Below are 22,226 nucleotides of genomic sequence, written 5' to 3' on the forward strand. Positions count from 1 at the left end.
ATCTGTTTTTCCATAATTTTTACAGTTTTTCTAGCGTTACACAGAATGTAACTGCATGGCTCAGCTAAAGTACTATCACTACGATTTTAAAGCGATGGGTTCGCCTTGTTCGATTCAGCTTTATGCTGGCAGTGCTAAGAAAGCGAAGCGTGCAGCCAGAATTGCTATGGATGATGTGTATCGCCTGGAAGCCAAATATTCCCGCTACCGCACAGACAGTTTTTTATCCGAGATTAACCGTATCGCGGCACAAGGCGGTCATATTCGTGTGGATGATGAAACTGCCGGGTTACTCGATTACGCAGACACCTGTTATCAACAAAGTGATGGCCTATTTGATATTACTTCCGGGATTCTGCGTCGCGTTTGGGATTTTAAGTCGGGAGCCATACCTGCTCAGGAAGCGATTGCAGCTCTGCTCGGAAAGATAGGCTGGCATAAAATAAACTGGCAACGGCCGCTCCTGGCATTGACTGTTCCCGGTATGGAAATCGATTTTGGCGGCGTGGTTAAGGAGTATGCCGTCGATCGTGCCGCTTCGTTATGCCGGAATGCTGGGATTAATCATGGTATCGTTAACCTGGGTGGCGACATCAAAATTATCGGCTCGCATGATGACGGTAGCCCCTGGCGCATCGCGATACGCCATCCTCGTAACCCCGGCGGTTTATTGCAAACACTACTCTTGCATTCCGGCGCGCTGGCAAGCAGCGGGGATTATGAACGGTGCATTACTTTAAATGGCGTGCGCTACGGGCATGTGTTGAATCCAAAAACCGGTTGGCCGGTCAATTATATGGCGGCAGTCAGCATCATCGGTGAGTTTTGCGTCGTCGCAGGCAGCGCATCGACTATCGGTATGCTGAAAGGTGAAGAAGGACCTGAATGGTTGAATGCACTTGGGTTGCCGCATTTATGGGTCAATGTACAGGGAGAATCCGGTGGGTCGTTGATGGAATGAGTGTTGATGATTGATTTGATCAGAGAAACTTGGTACGTACTGGCGAATTTGGATAGAGGCAAATGTTTGTTAATTTATAAAAGAAGCCCCGCCAAGATACGGGGCCGTCCGAAATGCAACTAAGCTAAACTAAATTAAACGTTTTCTTTTCTGCAGTGAGCCTAATCCCGAGCAAGCCTAAGCCGGCCAACAGCATGGCATAAGTTTCTGGTTCTGGTATTGCTGCAGAAATCGTTAAGTCTCCAGCATATGAACCATTCGTATAGCCATCAAGTAAGTTGTCTTTTAGTACCAGTTCGTACGAATGGTTCTGAGGTAAAGGACCAGAAAACTTAAACCACTGTGATAGATCAGTAAATCCATCATCTGTAGCAATAAGTGTATTATCAGTTAAATCCCATAAGCTAAATTCAGAAAAAGTTAGATCGAAACTCCCCGCGAAACCTACTATCACACTATCACCACCAAAACCGCTATAGCCTACTGGCAAGTTGAAAGGAATATGATCTTCGAAAAGTCCGTTAATATCATTATTGCCAAAATCTGCAATAGCTTCAGTTGGATTGATTGGATTAAGATACCAAGCGCCAAAAGATGTGCTCGCACTAGCAGTTTCAATTCCAAGCCCCAATGAAGCTAATGCAATAATCGTTAATACTTTTTGTCGGGAACTATTTCGCATACCAAACTCCTAAAGTGATATTGTAAAAACTTTTTATCCATTCAATCAAAAGCTGAAAAAGTATAACACTTGAATTTATAAAGTCTCTCGATTTTTTATAGTTCATTTATACCAAAATTGTCATAGTATAAATGGGGTTATATTGTTAGATGGAATGGTAATGCAAGTGTAAGTGTAAGTCGGAAACATATCTGCTTGAAGTGGATTTTATCTCTGCTGCAATAGTTGATCCTGAAATTTCCTGTTTTCTCGATAGATCGATTCTTGCAGGAAAATTGATGAATATACCTTCGCTTAGTTATACCGGAATTTGTTACGGGATCGGAAATCTGAGGGTGGCACATCCCAAACTACTGCTACATTCCATATGGCTGGCAAAGAGAATCAAGCGGATCGCTGATGGAATGATGCAGTTTGTTTAGTTTTGCAATAATAATTGGCAATGTATTCACATAGGTTTTGATTATGATTAAACTGCTAAGACTTAATCAAACCACTTAATAGCGTGTAACTTATGAAAATCTGGAATTCGTATTTTGTCAGAATAGTCAATTTTTCTGTTCTGATGGTCGCTGCACCAATGGCGCAGGCATTGCCGGATGAGTGTACGAATCTGACCGCATCGGCGACTTTTCTGGAAACAAGTAGTCTTGTCTGCCTGAAAAAAATTATTGTGACCGATTCATCGGGTGATCAGTTATACAAAGCATCACTACAATGGATGGGAGTGGATAATCCGAACCGGTTTAAATTGTTGAGCGTGGAGTTTGACGATGTTTCCGAGACGCATAGTCCTACCTTCTCATTTCTCAATGGCGTACTGACTTTACCCAAGATCGATGTGCCGAAGCTTTATGGTACCGAACGCTACACCGTCAGTTTGACCTGGTTGACGGATACCGATGCGGATACCGATGATCCGGTCTCGGTGTTTGAACTGAAAACCGTTGCGCTGTTCAACAATCCCGGGTATGTCCCTAATACCACATGGAAACCTTACGGCATGTTACTTCCCGATGAGCGGCGTGCGGTTGATTTGCTGGGGCGGTCTATCTCCTATGCGAAACTTGCTGATGCAATATATGATTTTGATAATGTTGCGGTTGATTCTTGGGAGTTAATAGAATCCAACGGGAAAAATTCCGGAATGGATGCCGGTGTCTATAGAAACCGCGATACCAATGAATTAGCACTGGCATTTCGTGGCACCGAGACTTGTGATTTTCCTTGTTCATTTAAGGAATTGGAAGATACTGCTCGTGATGCGATTGCAGATGTCGCCATAGGAATCGGGACAGTCAGTGATCAATTTAAAGATGCGTTTAGATTTGCTCAAAGTGTGGTTAGTCGGCATCCTGGCATTAAAATTACTGTGACTGGACATTCTTTAGGAGGCGGATTAGCACAAGCTATTGGCGCTGTTCTGGGATTAGAAACATTTGCATTTAATTCTTCACCCGTTCCGGATCATTTTTTTGATACTTATACGATTACATTAACAAACGAAGAGCTTCAAGAAAAAATTTTTGTGATTGCCGATGTTCATGATCCGGTTTCTAATACCGATGAAACCGGAAAAATATATTTAGATTCTCATCATGTAACACCACTGATTCAATTTAATTTTAATACCAAAGAAATTTTACCTGAGCGTGAGGTAGACCTGGAAGATCTAAGAATTGACCGTCACAGCATCAACCGGTTTGCCAATAATGCGACCAATCTGATGAATACTTACCGGGATGGTTGGTGACCGGAAGTATTGCCTTCAAATCCATTCAGCCCAACTGCAAAATGATCGATGCGTGATTTAATCGATGCAAAACACTTTATCCATCTTCTAAGCCACAGGATAAACATTGGATGCGCTATCGCTGGTGGCTGAGTTTGGCGAACGATATTCGAAGCAATTGAGCATTCAACTGGATAACCTGGATGCAGCGGAAATCTACAAGTGGTTGCTTGTAGTCAGAGTCAAGCCTTGCTGGATCGTAATGTAGGGAATTTAAACCATTTGCACGCCGCTGCTTCGGGTTCGAATGATATATGCTTGCATCATCAGCGGCGTGCAATTAAGATTTTGAAATAGCAGATAGATTCCATAGGGCCGTTGAATGTGAGTTGACCAGATAGTTGCAATCTTTTTCTTGGTTTCGAGTCTTATGCCTATATCAATAAGACTACTGGAGAAGAAAGAACTATGACTACGATTCGTTCGCCTGCGGTGGCAGGTTTGTTTTACCCCGCTGATGCACGGCAGCTTGAGCAGGATGTTCAGCACTTGCTTGCAAAGGCGGAATTTCATGATTCCAAACCCAAAGCATTGATTGTTCCGCATGCGGGGTATGTGTATTCCGGTGCAATTGCTGCGACAGCGTATGCCAGCCTGCATTCTGCTGCGTCGGCAATTCAGCGCGTCGTATTGCTCGGTCCTGCGCATCGCGTTGCCGTGTGTGGTTTGGCTTTACCCGGAGTGGATGTTTTTGATACGCCGCTGGGCAGCGTGAAACTGGATACCGATTTAGCCAACGCGATTTTCCATTTACCCCAAGTGATCGTCAGTAAGGAAGCGCACGTCCTTGAACACTCCCTGGAAGTGCAATTGCCATTTCTGCAGAAGGTGCTGGGTGATTTTACCTTGCTGCCGTTGGCGATTGGCATGACATCGGCAGAAGCAGTGGCGGAAGTATTGGAGCTACTATGGGGCGGGGAAGAAACCTTGATTGTGATCAGTTCGGATCTGTCGCATTATTTACCTTATGCGACAGCGCAGCGTGTGGACAGTGCAACGGTTCAATCCATAATGGAGTTACGGCAGCCGATTGAACATGATCAGGCGTGCGGGAGTGCGGGCATAAATGGCTTGATTATTGTCGCTCGGCAACATCATCTGACGCCACATTTACTGGATTTGAGAAACTCCGGGGATACCGCAGGTTCACGCGACCAAGTGGTCGGTTATGCGGCGATTGCATTTAACTAATGGGGGATAGGCAGATGTCAGTTGAGAAAAATGAGCAAGGAAAAATACTGTTGCAAATTGCACGTACGGCCATTTCCCGTGCTTTGCATGTGCCTGGTATATCTGCAGCAGAGCTTGATGAAAATATGCCGTGGCTTTCTGAGCCGGGAGCAACGTTTGTTACTTTGACGCAGTGGGGTGAATTGCGGGGTTGTATCGGTTCGCTGCAAGCATGCGATCCATTGATTGAGGATGTGAGCAATAATGCAATATCGGCCGCGTTGCATGATCCCCGGTTTATGCCGCTGGCGGCGGATGAACTGGAGACGGTCAGCGTCGAAGTGTCATTGTTATCCGAATTGCAATCGCTTGATTTTACCAGCGAAGCCGATGCGCTGGCGCAGTTGCGGCCGGACATTGACGGAGTGGTGTTCGAGTATGGGTCTTATCGCAGCACTTTTTTACCGCAAGTATGGGAAAGCCTTCCACAGCCACAGCAGTTTCTCGCCAAGCTCAAGTCTAAAGCCAGATTATCTGAAAATTTCTGGGCTGAAGATGTTAAGTTATCTCGTTATACCGTGAGCAAATGGCGCGAAACCGATTATTCCAAGGAGTGTGCGCATGGATGAACCGATTAGTGCCGCTGAGCAATATCCAGCCAAATATTGGCATCAGCTTAGCGATGGCCGGATCCAGTGTGATTTGTGTCCGCGCGATTGCAAATTGCACGAGGGGCAGCGTGGCGCTTGTTTCGTCCGGGGTCGTGTTGGCAGTGCGATGGTATTGACGACTTACGGGCGTTTATCCGGTTTTTGTATCGATCCCATTGAGAAAAAGCCGTTAAACCAGTTTTATCCCGGCAGTAGTGTTTTGTCATTTGGCACTGCGGGTTGTAACCTTGCTTGCAAATTTTGCCAGAATTGGGATATTTCCAAATCGCGCAGCTTTGACAAGTTGTTAGATCAAGCCAGTCCCGAAGCTATTGCGCGCTACGCGGAAAAACAGGGCTGCAAGAGTGTTGCGTTTACTTACAACGATCCGGTAATTTTTGCGGAGTATGCGATGGACGTGGCGGATGCCTGCCATGCTAGAGGTATCAAGACTGTGGCCGTGACGGCGGGTTATATTCACGCGCAACCACGGCGTGACTTTTTTACCAAGATGGACGCCGCTAATGTTGATCTCAAGGCATTTACCGATGAGTTCTATGTCAAGCAAACCGGATCGCACCTGCAACCTGTGCTGGACACATTGAAGTATCTCAAGCACGAAACCGATGTGTGGCTTGAGTTGACTACTTTGTTGATTCCAGGTCTGAATGACTCGAGTCAGGAAATCAGCGCGATGAGCGAGTGGATCGTGAAAGAACTGGGTACCGATGTGCCGCTGCATTTCAGCGCCTTTCATCCGGATTACAAGCTGAATGATATACCGTCTACACCGGTTGAAACATTGATTCAGGCACGTAAGATTGCACTGGAAGCCGGGTTGCAGTATGTGTACACCGGCAATGTGCATAATCTTGAAGGCGATACGACGTACTGTCCGGCATGCGGAAAAGCTGCCATCGTTCGCGACTGGTACGAAATCAAACATTACCATCTGACTCCGGGGGGACGTTGTGAAGATTGCAATACCGTCATTGCGGGCCGTTACGGGCAATTTACCAGTCAATTCGGCAGGCAACGCGTCCCGGTTAAGATCGGAGCGATAGTATGAATACCGTAAAAATTCCAACCGTTTTAGTCCTTGCAATACTTTTGTTGCCCATGTGCTAAAGCGTAACAAGGCAATGGTACGTTGCAATTCGATTTGCTGACATGCGCCGAATCAAGATTATGCGTTTCGATATCGACCTGCTGACGCGCCACCTGCTTGCTGCGACAGCTTAGCTGCAGGCTAATTCGGAAACAAAGGCTTTTGCTTTGATGAAATGCGAGAAAGAATTAATGTTCGTACCTGGCGCAACGCATTTATTTGAAGAAGCGGGTACATTGGAACAGGCTGCACAGCTTGCAGTAAACTGGTTCTTGAAGTATTTGCAATAAAGTTGATGTGTTGTTTGGGGTTCTTTTATAACGGAATACAGCGCACTCGCAGCCTGGTTAACCGCCTCGGGCGATACAGCTGAAAGCTAACAACGAGTTGTTTTTATTTTTCTTTCCAGATGGCATAGACAAGTAAAGCCCATGCACTGAGGAACGAAACACCACCGAATGGTGTGATCATGCCAAGTCCGCGCATTCCGGTCAGACTTAATGCGTAAAGGCTGAAACTGAATAAAATAATCCCGGCCATCATCAACCAGCCGGATATCGGGATTAAGCGGGATTTTGGGAAATGCAGTAATAACAGGCCAATGATGAGAATTCCGAAGGCGTGATAAAAGTGGTATTGGATCCCCGTTTGATACACTGACAGCATACTTTCTGATAGTGTTTGTTTCAGCCCGTGTGCGCCAAAGGCACCCAGTGCGATGCATAAAAAGGCATTTATGGCGCCCAGAATCAGAAAAGTTTTTGGCATCGACAATCTAGTCCTTATTAAATAGAGTGGAATTAATATAAGATCCCTGTGCTTTTATGAAGAATCTTTTGTTTTGCTGACATCAGCTTCACACATTCCGTGCGCGAATTTTACCTGAATTCTATCGCCGGAATGAACTTGTTTGCTGTCACGGATTACGGTGTTTTGCAGGGTATAGGAGATGCTGTAGCCGCGTTCCAGAACCGATTGCGGATTTAGGTGTGATAACTGTGTTTGTAAATGCTGCAAGTTGATTGCCAGTGTTTCGAAATAGCGTGAAAATGAATAGCGGAAACGTGCGGAGAGTTCTTTTTGCTGCACCTCCAGCCGAACAATGCCCGGGCTTGCGGCAGCTAGCCGTTGATTAAATTCGAGTAATTTCCAGTGTTGTTTTTCGATCTGATGTGCCCAAGTCTTGATGTATCGATTCTGCAAATGTTGTAAATGAACATATTGCTGTTTGATCCGATCGCCTGGATGAACTAAACGATGCGTCAGGATATCCATTTTCTGCATTGCGTATTCAATATGATGCAAAGTGATGCGATACATGCGCTGGTGCAAGGTTTTCAGGTGGCGGCTTAATTCTTTATAGTCCTTGCTGGCCAGTTCAGCAGCTCCGGTCGGCGTGGGAGCGCGGATGTCGGCGACAAAGTCTGCAATGGTGAAGTCTGTTTCATGGCCGATGCCACTGATGATCGGTATGGAGCTGGCGGCAATCGCAAGCGCTACAATTTCTTCGTTGAATGCCCATAGATCCTCAATGCTGCCACCACCCCGGCAGAGTATCAACGCATCGCATTCCGCTCGTTGACTTGCTATTTTAATAGCATCAGCAATAGAATTGGCTGCTGTCTTCCCCTGCACCAGGGTAGGATAGATGATGACCGGCAACGACGGCATGCGGCGTTGTAATGTCGACAATACATCACGTAATGCGGCAGTATCCGGCGATGTGATGATGCCGATCTGTTTGGGGAATGCGGGTAACGGTTTTTTATTTGCGGGGTTGAATAACCCGGCTTTTTCCAATCTGGATTTAAGTTTCTCAAATGCTTCAAATAACTCACCTGAACCGGCACGGCGCATGGTTTCAATGTTCAATTGAAAATCGCCGCGCGGCTCATACAGTGTAACGAGTGCCAGTACTTCGACTTGCATGCCATCTTTGGGCTGCCAGTCCATGTATTGATTCTTGTGGTTGAACAAGACGCAGCGTATCTGTGCACTGGCATCTTTTAGGGAAAAATACCAATGGCCTGACTGATAACACTTTAAATTTGAAATTTCACCTTTAACCCAGAGTAAAGGTATGTTTTGTTCCAGGAATTGCTTGGTGTTGCTGTTTAATTCGCTTACCGTTAGCACTTTATGGGAAAGACTCGAGATTGGAAACAGATTCATTTTGATATTGTGTAATAATCCGCATCTATTGTTGAAACAGCGTGGCCCAATGTAATGGGTAGAGTACGTGCTGATCGGGAAGTGTAAATTAGGCTAATGTTTATTAATGTATTTGTATGAGATTAAAAAACAGTCAATCCAGAAAAGATGTTTAGGATTGATAACTTAATTCTTAAACTTGTTACCTATTCACAAACTTATCCACAGAAATTGTGGATAAAAAATTAACCATTTTTCCTGGCTGAAAATACGCGATCAAGATTCATTCGTGCCGAATTGGTTACTTAGTTATAAAATAAACAAATCAGGTAATATAATACGCCACAGAATAATACCTGGATCTACAGTGAGTGAGGAGACTATCACGTGTTATCTTTAATTCAAGCGGCTGGCTGGCCGATCTGGCCAATCATTTTTGCTTCCGTAGTTGCCTTTGGCATCATCGGGGAACGGATGTGGACATTGCGTTTAAGTGTTATTTCACCGAAAGAATTATTGCCTAAAGTATTAAGTGAGTATAAACGCGGTGGCGTCAATCCGGAGATGCTTGCGCATTTGCAGAAACATTCTCCATTGGGAAGAATTCTTGCTGCCGGGCTTAAAAATGTGAAAAGCTCGCGTGAAATCATGAAAGAGTCGATTGAAGAAGCCGGTCGTGTGATTGCGCATGATCTGAGCCGCTACTTGACTACATTGGGGACTATTGCTGCGTTGAGTCCTTTGATGGGTTTGTTTGGTACTTTGGTCGGTATGATAGAAATCTTCGGTTCGAATTCGCCTGCCGGAAGCAACCCAGCGCAGCTTGCATATGGAATTTCTGTCGCCTTGTATAATTCAGCATTTGGCATACTCGTGGCGATTCCCAGCATGATCTTTTATCGCCATTTCCGTGCAAAAATCGACGATTTTGTTATTGAAATGGAATTACAGGCTTTAAAATTAGTAGAAATAGTGCATGGAGAGCGAGAAGGTTGAGTTTTTTTCATAAAACATTGCGTTCATCACTTTTTGTGTGCATGGCCATCAAATCTGAATAATTCTGGATCTTAAGCGCTTTGTATGTCGCTTATAAGAATTCAAAGGTTCTGTCATTTGGTAGTTAATTCACTTTTATTTTCACCGGAAAAATGGTTTTAATCGCGTCAAATTTGGAAAAACTCGAGTTATTTTGCGGGGGTGGCGAAGCACGATATTGAGGGAGTAGTGTATACTGCGGCTGAATCAATTTTGACCGGAAATGCACTTAAGAACAGGCTGGTAGAAGCGAGTGTGAAATTAACGTTAAGATGTTTCTGACTGCCGCTCAAAAGTTTTTTAAAATTGTGTGCCATTTTACCTGAGTGTTCGCGCACTTGTTTATCAAATGGAATGGCTACTGAGTAGCGGGTTTATAATACGACGTCTGCATTGCTGAAGAAAGTTTGAAGGCTGATTGTTTTATAAGTAAATGAGTGAGAAGATCGGAATTTTGAGAAATATAAGTTCAATAGTAAATCATAACTATCTAATTATTATTGTATTATCTTTGTGTATCACAATTTTTCAAGGTTGTGCAACAACGGCAAAGAATAGTGATCAGCATTTAGATCCGATTGATCCGCTCGAAAATGTAAATAGAGCTTCTTATAATTTTACTGATCGCGTTGATCGTTTGTTGTTTGAGCCGATTGTGAATGTCTACATTGATTATGTGCCCAGCGATGCCCAGCGGTCTATTGGGAATTTCTACGATAATCTGTCTTATCCGAATGTTGTTCTGAATTCTTTCTTACAAGGCAAAGTCAAACAGGGCGCTGAAGACACACTACGTTTTTTTGTGAACTCAACGGTCGGTATGTTTGGCTTTTTCGATATGGCAACCCACATGGGGCTAAAAAAGAATGATGAAGATTTTGGGCAAACATTAGGTGTATGGGGTGTGAATACTGGATCTTATTTGTTTATTCCGCTTCTGGGTCCCAGCAGTGAACGTGACGTAACCAATATTCCAGTGGGACTTTTTACCAATGTACTTTTTTACACTGGTCTTGCAGTGGGTACAGCGTTTGCTGCCCCTTTAACTATTCTGGGTGCTATCGACAAGCGCGCCCGTTTATCCGGTCCAATGCGTATTCGTGATGAAGCCGCGCTGGATCCTTACTTGTTTGTACGTGAAGCATCGTTACAGCAACGTGAATTTCTAATTCATGATGGCAAGTTGCCATTAGACCTTTACTATGATCCTTTTCAGGACAATCCCTTTGAAAAAGAATCAGAAAAAACAAAAATAAAAAAAGAAAAGAAATTATGATTAAACAAGGCCTGATAGTCAGATGATTTAAACTAGATTGTCAGATATTTACAGGAAGAGGTCTTATGTGAAAAATCCATTTCGGCCAAACAAGATTGATAATAGGCATTAAATCTATTGGGATATTTGTAATAAATAGGGCGCTTAGGAATATGGACGGGTTTCAAAGAATATCGGATATATCGCAGCAACAGGGTGATTCTGCTCTTAAGGACGAGACAAATTTATCGAATGCGGCATCAAACCTGAATCAGGAATCAATTAATGCCAGTGAGCTGGAAATTAAATTTACCCAAGCTCGCGCAGCCATGTTGTCTTTACAAAATACGGACGGGCATTGGTGTTTCCCGCTGGAAGCGGATTGCACAATCCCTGCAGAGTATATTTTGATGATGCATTTCATGGATGAAGTGGATGTTTTATTAGAAACCAGAATAGCGCGTTTTATCCGTGATAAACAGGATCTGAGTCACGGTGGCTGGCCGTTGTATTATGGCGGTGCTTTTGATATCAGTTGTACCATTAAAGCGTATTATGCCCTGAAACTGGTGGGCGACTCTCCCGAGGCAGCCCATATGGTGCGTGCACGGGAAGCCATTCTGGAACGCGGCGGTGCAGCCAAGGCCAATGTCTTTACCCGTTTGTTGCTGGCAATGTATGACCAGATTCCTTGGCGTGGTGTACCCGTTGTGCCTGCAGAACTTGTTTTGCTGCCGCGCTGGTTTCCTTTTCACCTCAGCAAGGTTTCTTACTGGTCACGTACCGTGATGGTGCCTTTGTCCATTCTGTGCACGATGAAGGCGCGCGCTGTTAATCCGCGGCAAGTGCACATTCGCGAGCTGTTTATCATTCCACCGGAAGAAGAAAAGAACTATTTCCCAAAAGCGGAAACGCTGTTGAAACGCATTTTTATGTTGACTGAGCGCGTACTGTCGCGAGTGGAACCCAGACTTCCCCAGTCAGTACGTCAATACGCCATACGCCGCGCAGAAAGCTGGACCCTTGAACGTTTGAATGGAGAATGTGGCATCGGTGCTATTTTCCCAGCCATGGTCAATGCGCATGAATCATTGGCATTACTAGGCTATGCGTATGATCATCCTAATCGCGTGCAGTGTCGCAATGCATTGCGCGGATTGTTAGTCGATGAAGGAGAACGTGTTTGGTGTCAGCCTTGTACATCGCCGGTCTGGGATACCGTGTTGACAAGTCTGGCGTTACAGGAAGATCCAACGACGGATCAGAAACCGGTGCTGCAGGCGCTGGATTGGCTGGTGGAACAACAGATTCTGGATGAGCCGGGTGACTGGCGCGATAACTGTCCGGATTTGCCAGGCGGCGGTTGGGCTTTTCAATATGCGAATCCGCATTATCCTGACCTCGATGATACCGCGGCAGTTGCCTGGGCAATGGATCAGAGCGATGCAGAGCGTTATCAGAAGCCCCTGGAACGCGCAGCCAACTGGCTCTGTGGCATGCAATCGCGTAATGGCGGTTTTGCAGCCTTTAACATCGACAATACTTACCACTATCTCAATGAGATTCCTTTTGCTGATCACGGTGCGTTGATTGATCCGCCGACCAGCGATGTGACAGCGCGTTGTGTTGGTTTTCTTGGAAAATACGGTAAATCGCATCACCAGCATGCTGTGCTGCGCGGTATCAGCTATTTGTTGCGGGAACAGGAATCCAACGGCGCTTGGTTCGGGCGTTGGGGTACTAACTATATTTATGGCACCTGGTCTGTCCTGGAAGCATTCCGTTTGGTCAAGTTTGATATGCAACATAAATCGGTGCGCCGTGCCGTGCAGTGGTTGGAGTCCGTGCAAAGAGCGGATGGCGGTTGGGGTGAAACCAACGACTCTTATCTGGATATCCAACTTGCTGGTAAGTTTCCCGAGACCAGTACCGCATTTCAAACCGCTTGGGCTGTGCTGGGTTTGATGGCAGCCGGTGAGGTAAACAGTGAATCGGTACGCAGAGGCATTAATTACTTATTACGCAATCAATCAAGTGACCATTTGTGGGAAGAACCTTGGTTCACCGCGCCCGGCTTTCCGCGTGTTTTCTATTTGCGCTATCACGGTTACTCAAAATTCTTCCCATTATGGGCGCTGGCACGTTACCGTGCGTTGACCAGAACAGTCGCTGCGTGCCTATCGGACTGATAACAGCCTTACGGGCTGAGGCCAGTTGCGTGTCTTCGGCGCATGTTCCGTTCAATGCAACCATACTGGTTGATGACCTGGCGGTTTTGTGGCTCAGTGGTATGGGTGCTCAGGCCGCTCGGACAGCGGCTGAAGGATTACATCAGCATGGCGTAACGGCATTGGTGAGTTTCGGTGTTGCCGGTGCACTGAGTCCGGATTTGAAGCCGGGCGATTTAGTCTTGCCGGATGCGATACATGTGGATACCCAGTTATCGGTAAATATAGCCTGGCGAGACCGGCTGCAAAATTTGCTACCGGCAGATATTACCGTACAGAATGGTATCTTAGCGAACAGTGATATGCCATTGACAGGTACCAAAGCAAAGCTGGATCTGGCGCAAGCAACGGGTGCCTGTGCGGTGGATATGGAAAGCGCTGCGATTGCAGCAGTAGCGGCGGCGGCGGGCATTCCGTTTATCGCGGTGCGTGCCATCATCGATCCGCTTCAATTCTCACCCCCGGGAGCACTTCTCGGGGCCGTCTATCCGGATGGCAGGGTAAATCCCATTCGTCTGACGGCATTGATACTCAAGCGCTCTGTCCATTTAACTACGCTCATGCAAATGGGGGCGGGGATGCGTGCCGCACGCAAAACATTATCACGCGTGATTCAATTGGCCGGTCCGGGCTTAACAGGCTGTTGAAAAGCGTATTCGAGGCAGCCGATGCAAGGCAAAAACAGGCGATAAAGCGCAATTTATGTGTGATAAATGAGCATTTTTAGCCTGTTTTTAACACCGCAGCGGCAACGCAGATAGTTTTGCCTGTTAATAGTCAAGTAACCGACCAATCGGCATAAGGTTTCTTATTGCGGTTGTAATTGCAACGCAGCCAGCCGTGCATACAACTCGCTTGATTGTAGCAATTCGGTGTGCGTCCCCAATGCATCCAGACGGCCATGATCGAGCACGGCAATACGATCGGCTGATTGCACGGTTGCCAGACGATGGGCAATAACCAGTGTGGTACGGTTGCGCATCAGTCGTTGCAGCGCTTGCTGCACCCAAAATTCACTTTGCGCATCCAGCGCGCTGGTGGCTTCATCTAATAAAAGTATCGGTGCGTCAGCCAATATGGCGCGTGCAATGGCCAGCCGTTGCTTTTGCCCGCCCGAAAGCCCCAATCCGGAATCTCCCAACTGTGTTTGATAGCCTTGTGGCAATTTGCTGATAAAATCGTGCGCGTAGGCGGCATCGGCCGCAGCTTCCACTTCCGCATCACTGGCATCGGGGCGGGCATAGCGCAGATTGTCACTGATGGTGCCATAAAATAAAGCCGGGTTTTGCGCGACCAGGGCAAAGCACCGGCGTAAGGCAAAAATATCCAGGTGCCGGATATCGATACCTTCCAATTTGATACAGCCGGATTGATTGTCAAAGAAGCGCAGCAACAGATCAAACAACGTAGATTTTCCTGCGCCCGAAGGACCTACCAGGGCCAGAGTTTCTCCCGCCCGGATAGTGAGTGTCAAATGATCGATAGCAAGCACGTCAGGTCTGGAAGGGTAGGCAAAGCACAATTGCTCGATGTCGATATTTCCGGATACCTCCGGTAATGGCTGGGGTTTTTCAGGCGACTGAATCAGATTCGGTGCTTGTAATAATTCCATCGTCCGCTCGGCCGCACCGGCGGCGCGTTGTAACTCACCAATCACTTCCGAAATAGAAGCCACGGCGGAACCGACAATGACGCTATAGAACACAAAAGCAGCCAATTCACCCGCGCTAATACGGCCTTCAATCACATCAATGCCGCCCACCCATAACATTAATCCCACGGCACCCAGCACCAGCAGGATGACGATGGCGATCAGTAATGCGCGTTGCGTGGCGCGCTGTTTGGCGACAGCAAAGGCTTCTTCTACCTGGTCGTGAAATTTGCGCTGATCAATGGATTGATGATTGTAGGCTTGCACCGTTTTGATCTGACCAAGTACTTCACCGACATACGCGCCGACCGCAGCGATTTTATCCTGGCTTTGACGCGACAAATGCCGAACGCGGCGGCCATAAATCAAAATCGGAATGACCACCAGCGGCACACAGATTGTTACCAGTGCAGCCAGTTTTGTATTCGTAATGAATAACCAGATAATGCCGCCAATCATCATAATCAAATTACGTAACGCGAACGATACGGACGACCCGATCACGGTTTGCAGTAAAGTCATATCCGCAGTCAGACGGGATTGAATTTCGAGGCTACGGTTTTCCTCAAAAAACCCCGGATGCAGATGAATCAGATGGTTAAATACTTTACTGCGAATATCGGCAATCACCCGCTCGCCCAGCCAAGTAACCCAGTAATAACGCGTAAACGTGCCAATAGCCAAGGCAATCACCAGCAGTAAAAAGATCACCACATATTGACTCAGCAGATCTTTTGACTGCGTCGCAAATCCTTGATCAATGAGCAAGCGGATACCTTGTCCGATGGATAAGGTAATCGTTGCAGTAAATAATAGAGCCAGCAAGCTGTAGATGACCTGGCGCTGGTATGGGGCGATAAACTGCGCTGCTTTTTTGATGGACTGCCAGCGGGTTTGAGTGGTGTGTGGAAGTTCTGTCATGGATCGCTAGTGCTGAAAAGCTGGCTTTTTACGAACATGGCGATAGAGGTAACGGTATTGTTCTCACACCCCGTAGCGTTTGTTGTCGTCTGATGTTATGCATATCCTCCTCTACGCAAGCCGGCGTTGTGTAAGGGCGAATTACGCGTTTTTTGTAGAGATTCAGTTGTTGGGTTTCTCGCCGGATCGGGCGGAGCGGATATGCGCGTCGACGAAGGTGTTGACACTGAGGCGCCCGGAATGGATGCGTCCATCCGGATAGAGGCGCTTGAAATAGACCATCTTCTGAACCCGGCCGATCTCGCGTAGTCGCTCAAGGATGATTTTCGTCACATCGTTAGTTTCTGCCGCCCACGCGTTAATCAGCATGATCTCGCCGGCTTTGCTGTCTTCGAAGGAGAGTTCACCCTGCCCAGCAAGCCACATATCGCCCTTCTCCTGAGTGGTCAGTGCCCAGCCGATAAACCCGACGATACGCCCGCTATCTGAGGCAATCAGATAGTGGCCGCGATTAATTTGTCCGACCAGAATGCGGGACCAGTGTCCGAATTGCAGGCAAGCAAAGGCCGGTTTGGTCATTAAATAGCTGACAGCGTATCCCAGTGCTTGCGCGGGGTTGATCCCCGTCAAAAGCCGGATCTTGGTATTATCAATAGGTAATGATGGTGCAGTATCTGGCATGACCTTATCCTGATCACTGGTGGTTGATTGAGACAAATAGGTGCTCTAATCGCTACGTTTCGTCACTTCCAGCAAATGATACCCAAATTGGGTTTTAACCGGGCCTTGCACTTCACCCACTGGTGCACTGAAAACGACGGTATCGAATTCTTTCACCATTTGTCCGCGGCCAAATTCACCCAAGTCGCCACCTTGTTTACCGGATGGGCATAGCGAATGTTGTTGTGCCAATTGGCCGAATTCGGCGCCATTTTCAATTTCCGCTTTCAGGTTGTTACATTGTTCTTCAGTTTTTACCAAAATATGACGTGCGCTGGCTTTTGCCATAAGATTTCTCCTGTATTTTAAGAAGTGCTTAAAATTAATTTTTGTTACGTGGTACATTTAAGCATAAATCGATAGGTTTGTTAAAGCACGGTTGTATTCTTTCTACAGTTTATCCGGGTCATAGAGGTATGTTTCAATGAATTTAAAAAGTAATCCAACATCCAGCGGTGTCAGTGCAAATGCTTGAATTATGTCATATCAATAAAGCCTATGCGGAAGGGCGGAAGGTATTGACCCATTTAACGTATACCCTGAAAGCTGGCGAGTATGTGGCTATCATGGGTGATTCGGGTGTGGGCAAATCGACGCTGTTGAATCTGATTGCCGGGTTGGATACGCCGGATTCTGGCGAGATCCGCATTAACGGCATGGCCATTTCATCACTGGATGATGATGCCGCTACAAAATTGCGGCGTGAGCAGTTCGGTTTCATCTTTCAGGCATTTCATGTATTGCCGCATCTGACCTTGTCTCAGAATATTGCCTTGCCTTTATTACTGAATGGCGCGTCAACAGATCGTGTGGAAAAGATGCTGGCTGATGTGGGGTTGCACGATCGCGGGCATCATTTCCCGCGTCAATTATCCGGCGGTGAGTTGCAGCGTGTTGCGATTGCGCGGGCTTTGATACACCAGCCTAAATTGGTGCTGGCGGACGAACCGACGGGTAATCTCGACCCGGACACGGCGCACGAGATTCTCCAATTAATGCGCACGGAAATAAAAACCAATGGCGCTATGGGAATTCTCGTGACGCATTCGCACGCAGCGGCTGCAACGGCGGATTTTGTGTTGAATTTGACCAAGGATGGGTTGCATCCGGTGAAACCAGAGCGTAGCGAATGAGTTCGGCATCGTTATCCCGTTGGCTGCTATTCGGTGAATGGCGTGCACATTTTGTACAAATGATCGTGGCACTCGTTGCCATTGCCATCGGCGTTGCCATGGCATTTTCAATTCATTTGATTAATGCCGCGGCGTTCAATGAATTTTCTGCGGCGAGCAAGAGCCTTTCCGGGCAATCGGATTTGCAGATATATGGCCGGAAAGCATTTTTTGATGAATCGCTTTATCCGTTGCTGGCCAACACAGAAGGCGTAGCGTTAGCGAATCCGGTTTTGGAATTGGATGTGGTGGTGCCAGGTAAACTGCAAAACAGAAACGATCACAAACTGAAAATCATTGGTATTGATATGTTTCGGTCGGTACAGATTTCGCCCGATTTGCTGGGATTGACTGAGGAAGGGAAAACGCTGGATCGGCTAGCAAGCGATGCTATCTTTCTGTCGCCAGCCGCAATGGAATGGTTGCAAGTGAAGCAAGGCGATTTGCTGTCCTTGCATGTGGGATTGCAAGCCATTGCCTTGCGCGTGGCCGGTGGGCTGGTGCGGGCGCGGGCAGGGCAACGCATTGCGGTGATGGATATTGGTGTGGCGCAGTGGCGCTTCCAGCAGCTCGGTTTATTGTCACGGATCGAGTTGAAGCTAAAGAATGGTGTCAATCATGCAGCGTTTAAAGTTAAGCTGGCTGAGCAACTGGGCGAATCGTACCGGGTTACTGAAGCCATCGATCAGGAAAAGCGGATTGCCAATATGTCGCGCGCATACCGGGTTAACTTGAACATGCTGGCGCTGGTGGCGCTGTTTACCGGTACGTTTCTGGTGTTCTCCACGCAGGTGCTATCTGTCATTCGGAGGCGCCAGCAATTTGCGTTGTTGCGCGTCCTGGGTTTTACACGGCAACAGCTATTGCGGCAAATTATCACCGAAGGGGCGATCCTCGGGGTGATCGGCTCGCTGCTGGGATTGGGCTTAGGGTATGCCATCGCAGCTACGGCGATTCAGTTGCTGGGCGGAGATTTGGGTACTAACTTTTTTCCGGGTGTTAAGCCCAGCATTTATTTTGATCCACTGGTTGCGGTGACATTCTTTTCGGTCGGGCTGATTGTGACGATGTTGGGAAGTATCGCGCCGGCATTAGAGGCCGCGCGCGCAAAGCCAGCGCTGGCTTTGCGATCCGGCAGTGAGGATGTGGTCATGGCACAATTCTCACCGCCTTGGTTTGCTGTGATTTGTTTAGCGATTGCACTGCTGTTCACACAGCTACCGCCCATTTTTGGGCTTCCGGTTTTCGGCTATTTGGCCATTGCATTGCTGTTGATCGGCGGTATTGCGTTGATGCCGCGTTTTGCGGCATGGGCTTTTTCGAGGCTACTGACCCAATTGCAGCGTTACCGGTTAAGCGCTGTTTTTACCTTGGTGCTGGCGCGCCTGGCAAATGCGCCTAACCAGGCTGCTATCGCGCTGGGCGGGATACTGGCCAGTTTTAGTCTGATGGTGGCAATGGCGATCATGGTGACGAGTTTCCGCGTATCGATCGATGACTGGCTGGGGCATGTGTTACCGGCCGATTTATATGTGCGCGCTGCGGCAACCGGCGATCAAGGCAGTTTTCCACCCGATGCGCAAAAGGTGATAGCCGGGCTGCCCGGTTTGGATCGTGTGGATTTTTTCCGTACACAGCAATTAACACTCGATGTGAACCGGCCGGAAATCACCTTGTTTGCCCGCCCTGTTGATAGAATCGATGCGCGGAATACGCTGCCGTTGACGGATGATAGGATTGCGCTGGGGGCGCTACCTGAAAATGTGATGCCGGTCTGGGTGTCGGAAGCGATGGTTGATTTATATGGTTACCGTGTAGGAGAAAAAGTGACATTGCCGGTCGACGCAACATCCAGAGAATTTCTGGTTGCCGGTGTGTGGCGTGATTATGGCCGTCAATTTGGCGCGGTGCAGATGCAACTGTCTGATTATCAGCGATTGACCGGGGATTTGAGTGTCAATACGGTTGCTTTGTGGTTGCAAGCTGGAATGACGGCGGATGCAGCCATTGCGAATTTACGGCAATTGCCATTTGGTGCAGCGCTGGAGATATCCCGGTCGAGTGATATGCGCGCATTAAGCTTGGAAATCTTTGACCGGAGTTTTGCGGTGACTTATATATTGGAAATGGTGGCAGTCGTGATTGGATTATTGGGCGTGGCGGCCAGTTTCTCAGCGCAAACATTAGCGCGCGCGAAAGAATTCGGTATGTTGCGGCATATTGGCGTCATGCGACGGCAGATTTTTTCGATGCTGGCTGCGGAAGGTGGTTTGCTAACGCTGCTTGGGATTGTGTTAGGCTTTGTGTTGGGCTGGGCGATCAGTTTAATCCTGGTTTTTATTGTCAATCCGCAATCTTTTCATTGGACCATGCAATTGCATCTACCTTGGGGCTGGTTGACGATGATCGCCGGGATTATGCTGGTTTCAGCGGCATTGACGGCATTGCTGGCCGGGCGTCAGGCTGTGTCCGGGAATGTGATACGTGCGGTTCGGGAGGATTGGTAATGGCGGGGAATAAAAATACCGGCAGGCGTTATTTCTTGCATTTTGTCAGCATGATTATGCTGATTCTAAGCTTGGTTGCTGCGGCGACGATCGCTGAATCTTCCCGGCTGTTGCCAGTCGTGCCCGATCATAAACTGACCTTTCCGCATGATTATGGCGCGCATCAGGATTTTCGTATTGAATGGTGGTATATCACCGGCTGGCTGGAGACAGCGGATAAGAAACCACTGGGCTTTCAGGTTACCTTTTTTCGTTATGCGACTGACCAGAATCATGACAATCCAAGCCGCTTTGCAGCAAAATATTTAATCATCGCGCATCTGGCGTTATCCGATCCTGCCGCAGGCAAGCTGATGCATACTGAAAAATCTGCTCGTGAAGGTTTTGATCTGGCTTATGCCAGATCAGGCAATACCGATGTGAAGCTGGATGATTGGACCCTGGTGCGTGAAGAGGATGGACACTATCAGGTGGATATGCGGACCGGTGATTTTGGCTTGAAATTGTCATTGACACCGACACAAATGGTGATGCTGCAGGATCAAAACGGTTTTTCCCGTAAAGGCCCGAAACTAGAGCAAGCAAGTTATTACTATAGCGAACCGCATTTAAGTGTAACCGGTACGGTTTTTCGGCAAAATAAGCCGGTTGCTGTCACTGGCCGTGCCTGGCTTGATCACGAATGGTCGACCGCCTATCTGGATCCGGATGCCGATGGTTGGGATTGGGTTGGTGCTAATCTGGATGATGGTTCTTCTTTGATGGTTTTTCAAATACGTAAAAAGAATGGTGGAAAAGTTTGGGCGTACGCCGCATTGCGGGATGTATCGGGCGATATTAAATTTTTTAATCCAGAAGAGGTGGAATTTACCCCCATCCGCACCTGGCAATCGCCGCATACTGAGGCGATCTATCCTGTCGCGATGCATATCCGCACTGGTGCGATTGAATGGCAGCTTACGCCTTTGCTGGATGATCAGGAACTTGATTCACGCCAATCTACCGGATCGGTATACTGGGAAGGCGCAGTGACACTGACCAGAGATGATCAGCCCGCTGGACGTGGCTATCTTGAACTAACGGGTTACGTGAAACCTTTAGCATTATGAAATGTTATTTTCATCCGTGATGATTCTAAAATTAATGGATGAGTATGATTTTGAAAAGTCTGTAAGTAAAACAGGATAAGGGTTTCTGTGAAAGAATGTTGCTGGGTTGAGTGGATTTTTACAGTAAATAGAGGCATTGCTTAATTTCAATACTTTCATTGTTGTTAAATGTGAGTTAGAATTTGTCACCGCAGTAATCAAGTGATGCTAGATGATTGCGAAGCAAATACTCGGTTCCAATAAATAAGATTCACTATAATAGTGAATCTTGGGGACGGAGATAAAGTTTCACGATCACAACAAAAATTTTGTGATCGTGTAAACAGGGAGGTCGATTATTGTCGACTTTAATTCTTAATCAAAGAAATACCTTAAATAAGGAGATTAGTTATGAGCGAAACCAACAGAAGAGAAACAGATGCACAAGTTCTAAGATTGTTCTTCATTTCGACAGCTGTTTTTATTGCTATTGGAGCAGTTGTTTACGGCGTTTTCTAGACTGAAAAAAAATTATTGATGTCCTTAGTGGATTAAGTTCTTCTGGCAATTGGTTTTTTGGCGCTACCAGAACTTTTCCAATCACTGCAAGTGCAAGTGGTAGACAGGGCAGAGTCAGTCAAATGTTTCCAAAAACAAAAACCATAAAAACCCATCTAGCGGATAAGTAATATCCGCTAGATGGGTTTCTTATTTAAAGGCACATCAAGAATATTGATGTCCACGATCCTCACTTAATTCGTCGGTCCTGAAATATCCACAAGCACCTGATTCTATGCAGAAGAACTATTTATTTTAATCTCTGCGGGTTTAATTCTCCGCCCCTTGGGGCGAAAGCTGGTTGAAAACCAGCAGATTGAAGAGCGCAGCTAATACCCCGCTGCTTGCGGCGGGGTGCTTTATTGAGCATAACGCGACCAGGGATGTTAAAATAACATCCCTGGTCGAACTGGTGCTTAAAAATGCTAAGACGTAGCAGTGCGATTTATCAACCGAATTTGTTTGGAACAGATTTGCTGATGCAGTTGGATGTCAATGATCCATTGTTGAAGCTTGCAGGCGCGATACTGTGGCAAGAATTTGACGAAGCATTCTCGATTCACTACACGAAATCGAC

At 47.0% G+C, this 22,226-nt stretch carries 19 protein-coding genes; 13 read left to right on the plus strand and 6 right to left on the minus strand.

The genetic code is table 11. The features are described 5' to 3' along the window. Positions 1 to 55 precede the first annotated feature (55 nt). Positions 56 to 961: an FAD:protein FMN transferase gene (locus ACH10T_RS07085; RefSeq protein WP_394808611.1), complete on the plus strand. Its 906-nt coding sequence runs from the start codon at positions 56 to 58 to the stop codon at positions 959 to 961. Between the two features lie 124 nt (positions 962 to 1,085). Here the strand turns inward: ACH10T_RS07085 and ACH10T_RS07090 are convergent, their stop codons facing one another. Continuing rightward, the gene (locus tag ACH10T_RS07090; protein ID WP_394808612.1) at positions 1,086 to 1,643 is read right to left on the minus strand and encodes an FxDxF family PEP-CTERM protein; all 558 of its coding nucleotides are present in this window, start codon (positions 1,641 to 1,643) and stop codon (positions 1,086 to 1,088) included. A 514-nt stretch (positions 1,644 to 2,157) separates the two neighbouring features. On the opposite strand from ACH10T_RS07090, the gene ACH10T_RS07095 reads away from it, so the two are divergent. From ACH10T_RS07095 to amrS, 5 genes are all read left to right on the plus strand, one after another. Beyond that, entirely contained in the window at positions 2,158 to 3,396 is a 1,239-nt protein-coding gene (locus ACH10T_RS07095) for a lipase (protein ID WP_394808613.1), read from the plus strand. 106 nt (positions 3,397 to 3,502) lie between these two features. Further along, on the plus strand, positions 3,503 to 3,643 hold the full coding sequence (locus tag ACH10T_RS07100) for a hypothetical protein (protein ID WP_394808614.1): 141 nt from the start codon (positions 3,503 to 3,505) through the stop codon (positions 3,641 to 3,643). Positions 3,644 to 3,843: 200 nt separating this feature from the next. Next, positions 3,844 to 4,626: an AmmeMemoRadiSam system protein B gene (amrB, locus tag ACH10T_RS07105; RefSeq protein ID WP_394808615.1), complete on the plus strand. Its 783-nt coding sequence runs from the start codon at positions 3,844 to 3,846 to the stop codon at positions 4,624 to 4,626. Positions 4,627 to 4,640: 14 nt separating this feature from the next. Further along, complete coding sequence (amrA, locus tag ACH10T_RS07110; protein WP_394808616.1) at positions 4,641 to 5,234, plus strand: AmmeMemoRadiSam system protein A; 594 nt, start codon at positions 4,641 to 4,643, stop codon at positions 5,232 to 5,234. Then, positions 5,227 to 6,324, plus strand: a complete 1,098-nt coding sequence (gene amrS / locus ACH10T_RS07115) for an AmmeMemoRadiSam system radical SAM enzyme (RefSeq protein ID WP_394808617.1) — start codon at positions 5,227 to 5,229, stop codon at positions 6,322 to 6,324. The genes amrA and amrS overlap by 8 nt, the downstream gene beginning before the upstream one ends. Positions 6,325 to 6,756: 432 nt before the next feature. Here the strand turns inward: amrS and ACH10T_RS07120 are convergent, their stop codons facing one another. Then, positions 6,757 to 7,131, minus strand: coding sequence for a DUF423 domain-containing protein (locus ACH10T_RS07120; protein WP_394808618.1), 375 nt, complete (start codon positions 7,129 to 7,131; stop codon positions 6,757 to 6,759). Positions 7,132 to 7,185: 54 nt separating this feature from the next. Then, on the minus strand, positions 7,186 to 8,535 hold the full coding sequence (gene xseA / locus ACH10T_RS07125) for an exodeoxyribonuclease VII large subunit (RefSeq protein ID WP_394808619.1): 1,350 nt from the start codon (positions 8,533 to 8,535) through the stop codon (positions 7,186 to 7,188). A 366-nt stretch (positions 8,536 to 8,901) separates the two neighbouring features. Between xseA and ACH10T_RS07130 the strand changes: the two genes are divergently transcribed. The 4 genes from ACH10T_RS07130 (at position 8,902) to ACH10T_RS07145 (ending at position 13,679) form a co-directional block, all read left to right on the plus strand. Then, positions 8,902 to 9,510 (plus strand): MotA/TolQ/ExbB proton channel family protein, encoded by a 609-nt coding sequence (locus tag ACH10T_RS07130; protein ID WP_394808620.1) that lies wholly within the window; start codon positions 8,902 to 8,904, stop codon positions 9,508 to 9,510. A 550-nt stretch (positions 9,511 to 10,060) separates the two neighbouring features. Then, complete coding sequence (locus ACH10T_RS07135; protein WP_394808621.1) at positions 10,061 to 10,825, plus strand: VacJ family lipoprotein; 765 nt, start codon at positions 10,061 to 10,063, stop codon at positions 10,823 to 10,825. A gap of 152 nt (positions 10,826 to 10,977) precedes the next feature. Then, a complete protein-coding gene (gene shc, locus ACH10T_RS07140) occupies positions 10,978 to 12,993 on the plus strand; it encodes a squalene--hopene cyclase (protein WP_394808622.1) in 2,016 nt (671 codons plus the stop codon). Then, positions 12,978 to 13,679 carry a phosphorylase gene (locus ACH10T_RS07145; RefSeq protein WP_394808623.1) on the plus strand — a complete coding sequence of 234 codons (702 nt, stop codon included), beginning with the start codon at positions 12,978 to 12,980 and terminating at the stop codon, positions 13,677 to 13,679. The genes shc and ACH10T_RS07145 overlap by 16 nt, the downstream gene beginning before the upstream one ends. A 161-nt stretch (positions 13,680 to 13,840) precedes the next feature. Here ACH10T_RS07145 and ACH10T_RS07150 read toward each other — a convergent pair whose 3' ends face one another. The 3 genes from ACH10T_RS07150 to ACH10T_RS07160 form a co-directional block, all read right to left on the minus strand. Next, the gene (locus ACH10T_RS07150) at positions 13,841 to 15,604 is read right to left on the minus strand and encodes an ABC transporter transmembrane domain-containing protein (RefSeq protein WP_394808624.1); all 1,764 of its coding nucleotides are present in this window, start codon (positions 15,602 to 15,604) and stop codon (positions 13,841 to 13,843) included. Between the two features lie 162 nt (positions 15,605 to 15,766). Next, on the minus strand, positions 15,767 to 16,285 hold the full coding sequence (locus tag ACH10T_RS07155; protein ID WP_394808625.1) for a toxin-activating lysine-acyltransferase: 519 nt from the start codon (positions 16,283 to 16,285) through the stop codon (positions 15,767 to 15,769). A 45-nt stretch (positions 16,286 to 16,330) separates the two neighbouring features. Then, a complete protein-coding gene (locus ACH10T_RS07160; protein ID WP_394808626.1) occupies positions 16,331 to 16,612 on the minus strand; it encodes a peptidylprolyl isomerase in 282 nt (93 codons plus the stop codon). Positions 16,613 to 16,791: 179 nt separating this feature from the next. On the opposite strand from ACH10T_RS07160, the gene ACH10T_RS07165 reads away from it, so the two are divergent. From ACH10T_RS07165 to ACH10T_RS07175, 3 genes are read left to right on the plus strand one after another with little or no spacing between them, the layout of a single operon-like run. Continuing rightward, positions 16,792 to 17,457, plus strand: coding sequence for an ABC transporter ATP-binding protein (locus tag ACH10T_RS07165; protein ID WP_394808627.1), 666 nt, complete (start codon positions 16,792 to 16,794; stop codon positions 17,455 to 17,457). Next, positions 17,454 to 20,003, plus strand: a complete 2,550-nt coding sequence (locus tag ACH10T_RS07170) for an FtsX-like permease family protein (RefSeq protein WP_394808628.1) — start codon at positions 17,454 to 17,456, stop codon at positions 20,001 to 20,003. The genes ACH10T_RS07165 and ACH10T_RS07170 overlap by 4 nt, the downstream gene beginning before the upstream one ends. Beyond that, complete coding sequence (locus tag ACH10T_RS07175; RefSeq protein WP_394808629.1) at positions 20,003 to 21,112, plus strand: lipocalin-like domain-containing protein; 1,110 nt, start codon at positions 20,003 to 20,005, stop codon at positions 21,110 to 21,112. Before ACH10T_RS07170 ends, ACH10T_RS07175 begins: the two co-directional genes overlap by 1 nt. Positions 21,113 to 22,226 lie beyond the last annotated feature (1,114 nt).

The organism is Nitrosomonas sp. (assembly GCF_043753625.1).
Taxonomy (GTDB): domain Bacteria; phylum Pseudomonadota; class Gammaproteobacteria; order Burkholderiales; family Nitrosomonadaceae; genus Nitrosomonas.

Coding starts and splice junctions, on each gene's coding strand:
- ACH10T_RS07085 (WP_394808611.1), top strand. CDS start 56: ATGGCTCAGCTAAAGTACTATCACTACGATTTTAAAGCGATGGGTTCG.
- ACH10T_RS07150 (WP_394808624.1), bottom strand. CDS start 15,604: ATGACAGAACTTCCACACACCACTCAAACCCGCTGGCAGTCCATCAAA.
- amrS (WP_394808617.1), top strand. CDS start 5,227: ATGGATGAACCGATTAGTGCCGCTGAGCAATATCCAGCCAAATATTGG.
- shc (WP_394808622.1), top strand. CDS start 10,978: ATGGACGGGTTTCAAAGAATATCGGATATATCGCAGCAACAGGGTGAT.
- ACH10T_RS07160 (WP_394808626.1), bottom strand. CDS start 16,612: ATGGCAAAAGCCAGCGCACGTCATATTTTGGTAAAAACTGAAGAACAA.
- ACH10T_RS07170 (WP_394808628.1), top strand. CDS start 17,454: ATGAGTTCGGCATCGTTATCCCGTTGGCTGCTATTCGGTGAATGGCGT.
- ACH10T_RS07175 (WP_394808629.1), top strand. CDS start 20,003: ATGGCGGGGAATAAAAATACCGGCAGGCGTTATTTCTTGCATTTTGTC.
- ACH10T_RS07090 (WP_394808612.1), bottom strand. CDS start 1,643: ATGCGAAATAGTTCCCGACAAAAAGTATTAACGATTATTGCATTAGCT.
- xseA (WP_394808619.1), bottom strand. CDS start 8,535: ATGAATCTGTTTCCAATCTCGAGTCTTTCCCATAAAGTGCTAACGGTA.
- amrB (WP_394808615.1), top strand. CDS start 3,844: ATGACTACGATTCGTTCGCCTGCGGTGGCAGGTTTGTTTTACCCCGCT.
- ACH10T_RS07165 (WP_394808627.1), top strand. CDS start 16,792: ATGCTTGAATTATGTCATATCAATAAAGCCTATGCGGAAGGGCGGAAG.
- ACH10T_RS07120 (WP_394808618.1), bottom strand. CDS start 7,131: ATGCCAAAAACTTTTCTGATTCTGGGCGCCATAAATGCCTTTTTATGC.
- ACH10T_RS07155 (WP_394808625.1), bottom strand. CDS start 16,285: ATGCCAGATACTGCACCATCATTACCTATTGATAATACCAAGATCCGG.
- amrA (WP_394808616.1), top strand. CDS start 4,641: ATGTCAGTTGAGAAAAATGAGCAAGGAAAAATACTGTTGCAAATTGCA.
- ACH10T_RS07095 (WP_394808613.1), top strand. CDS start 2,158: ATGAAAATCTGGAATTCGTATTTTGTCAGAATAGTCAATTTTTCTGTT.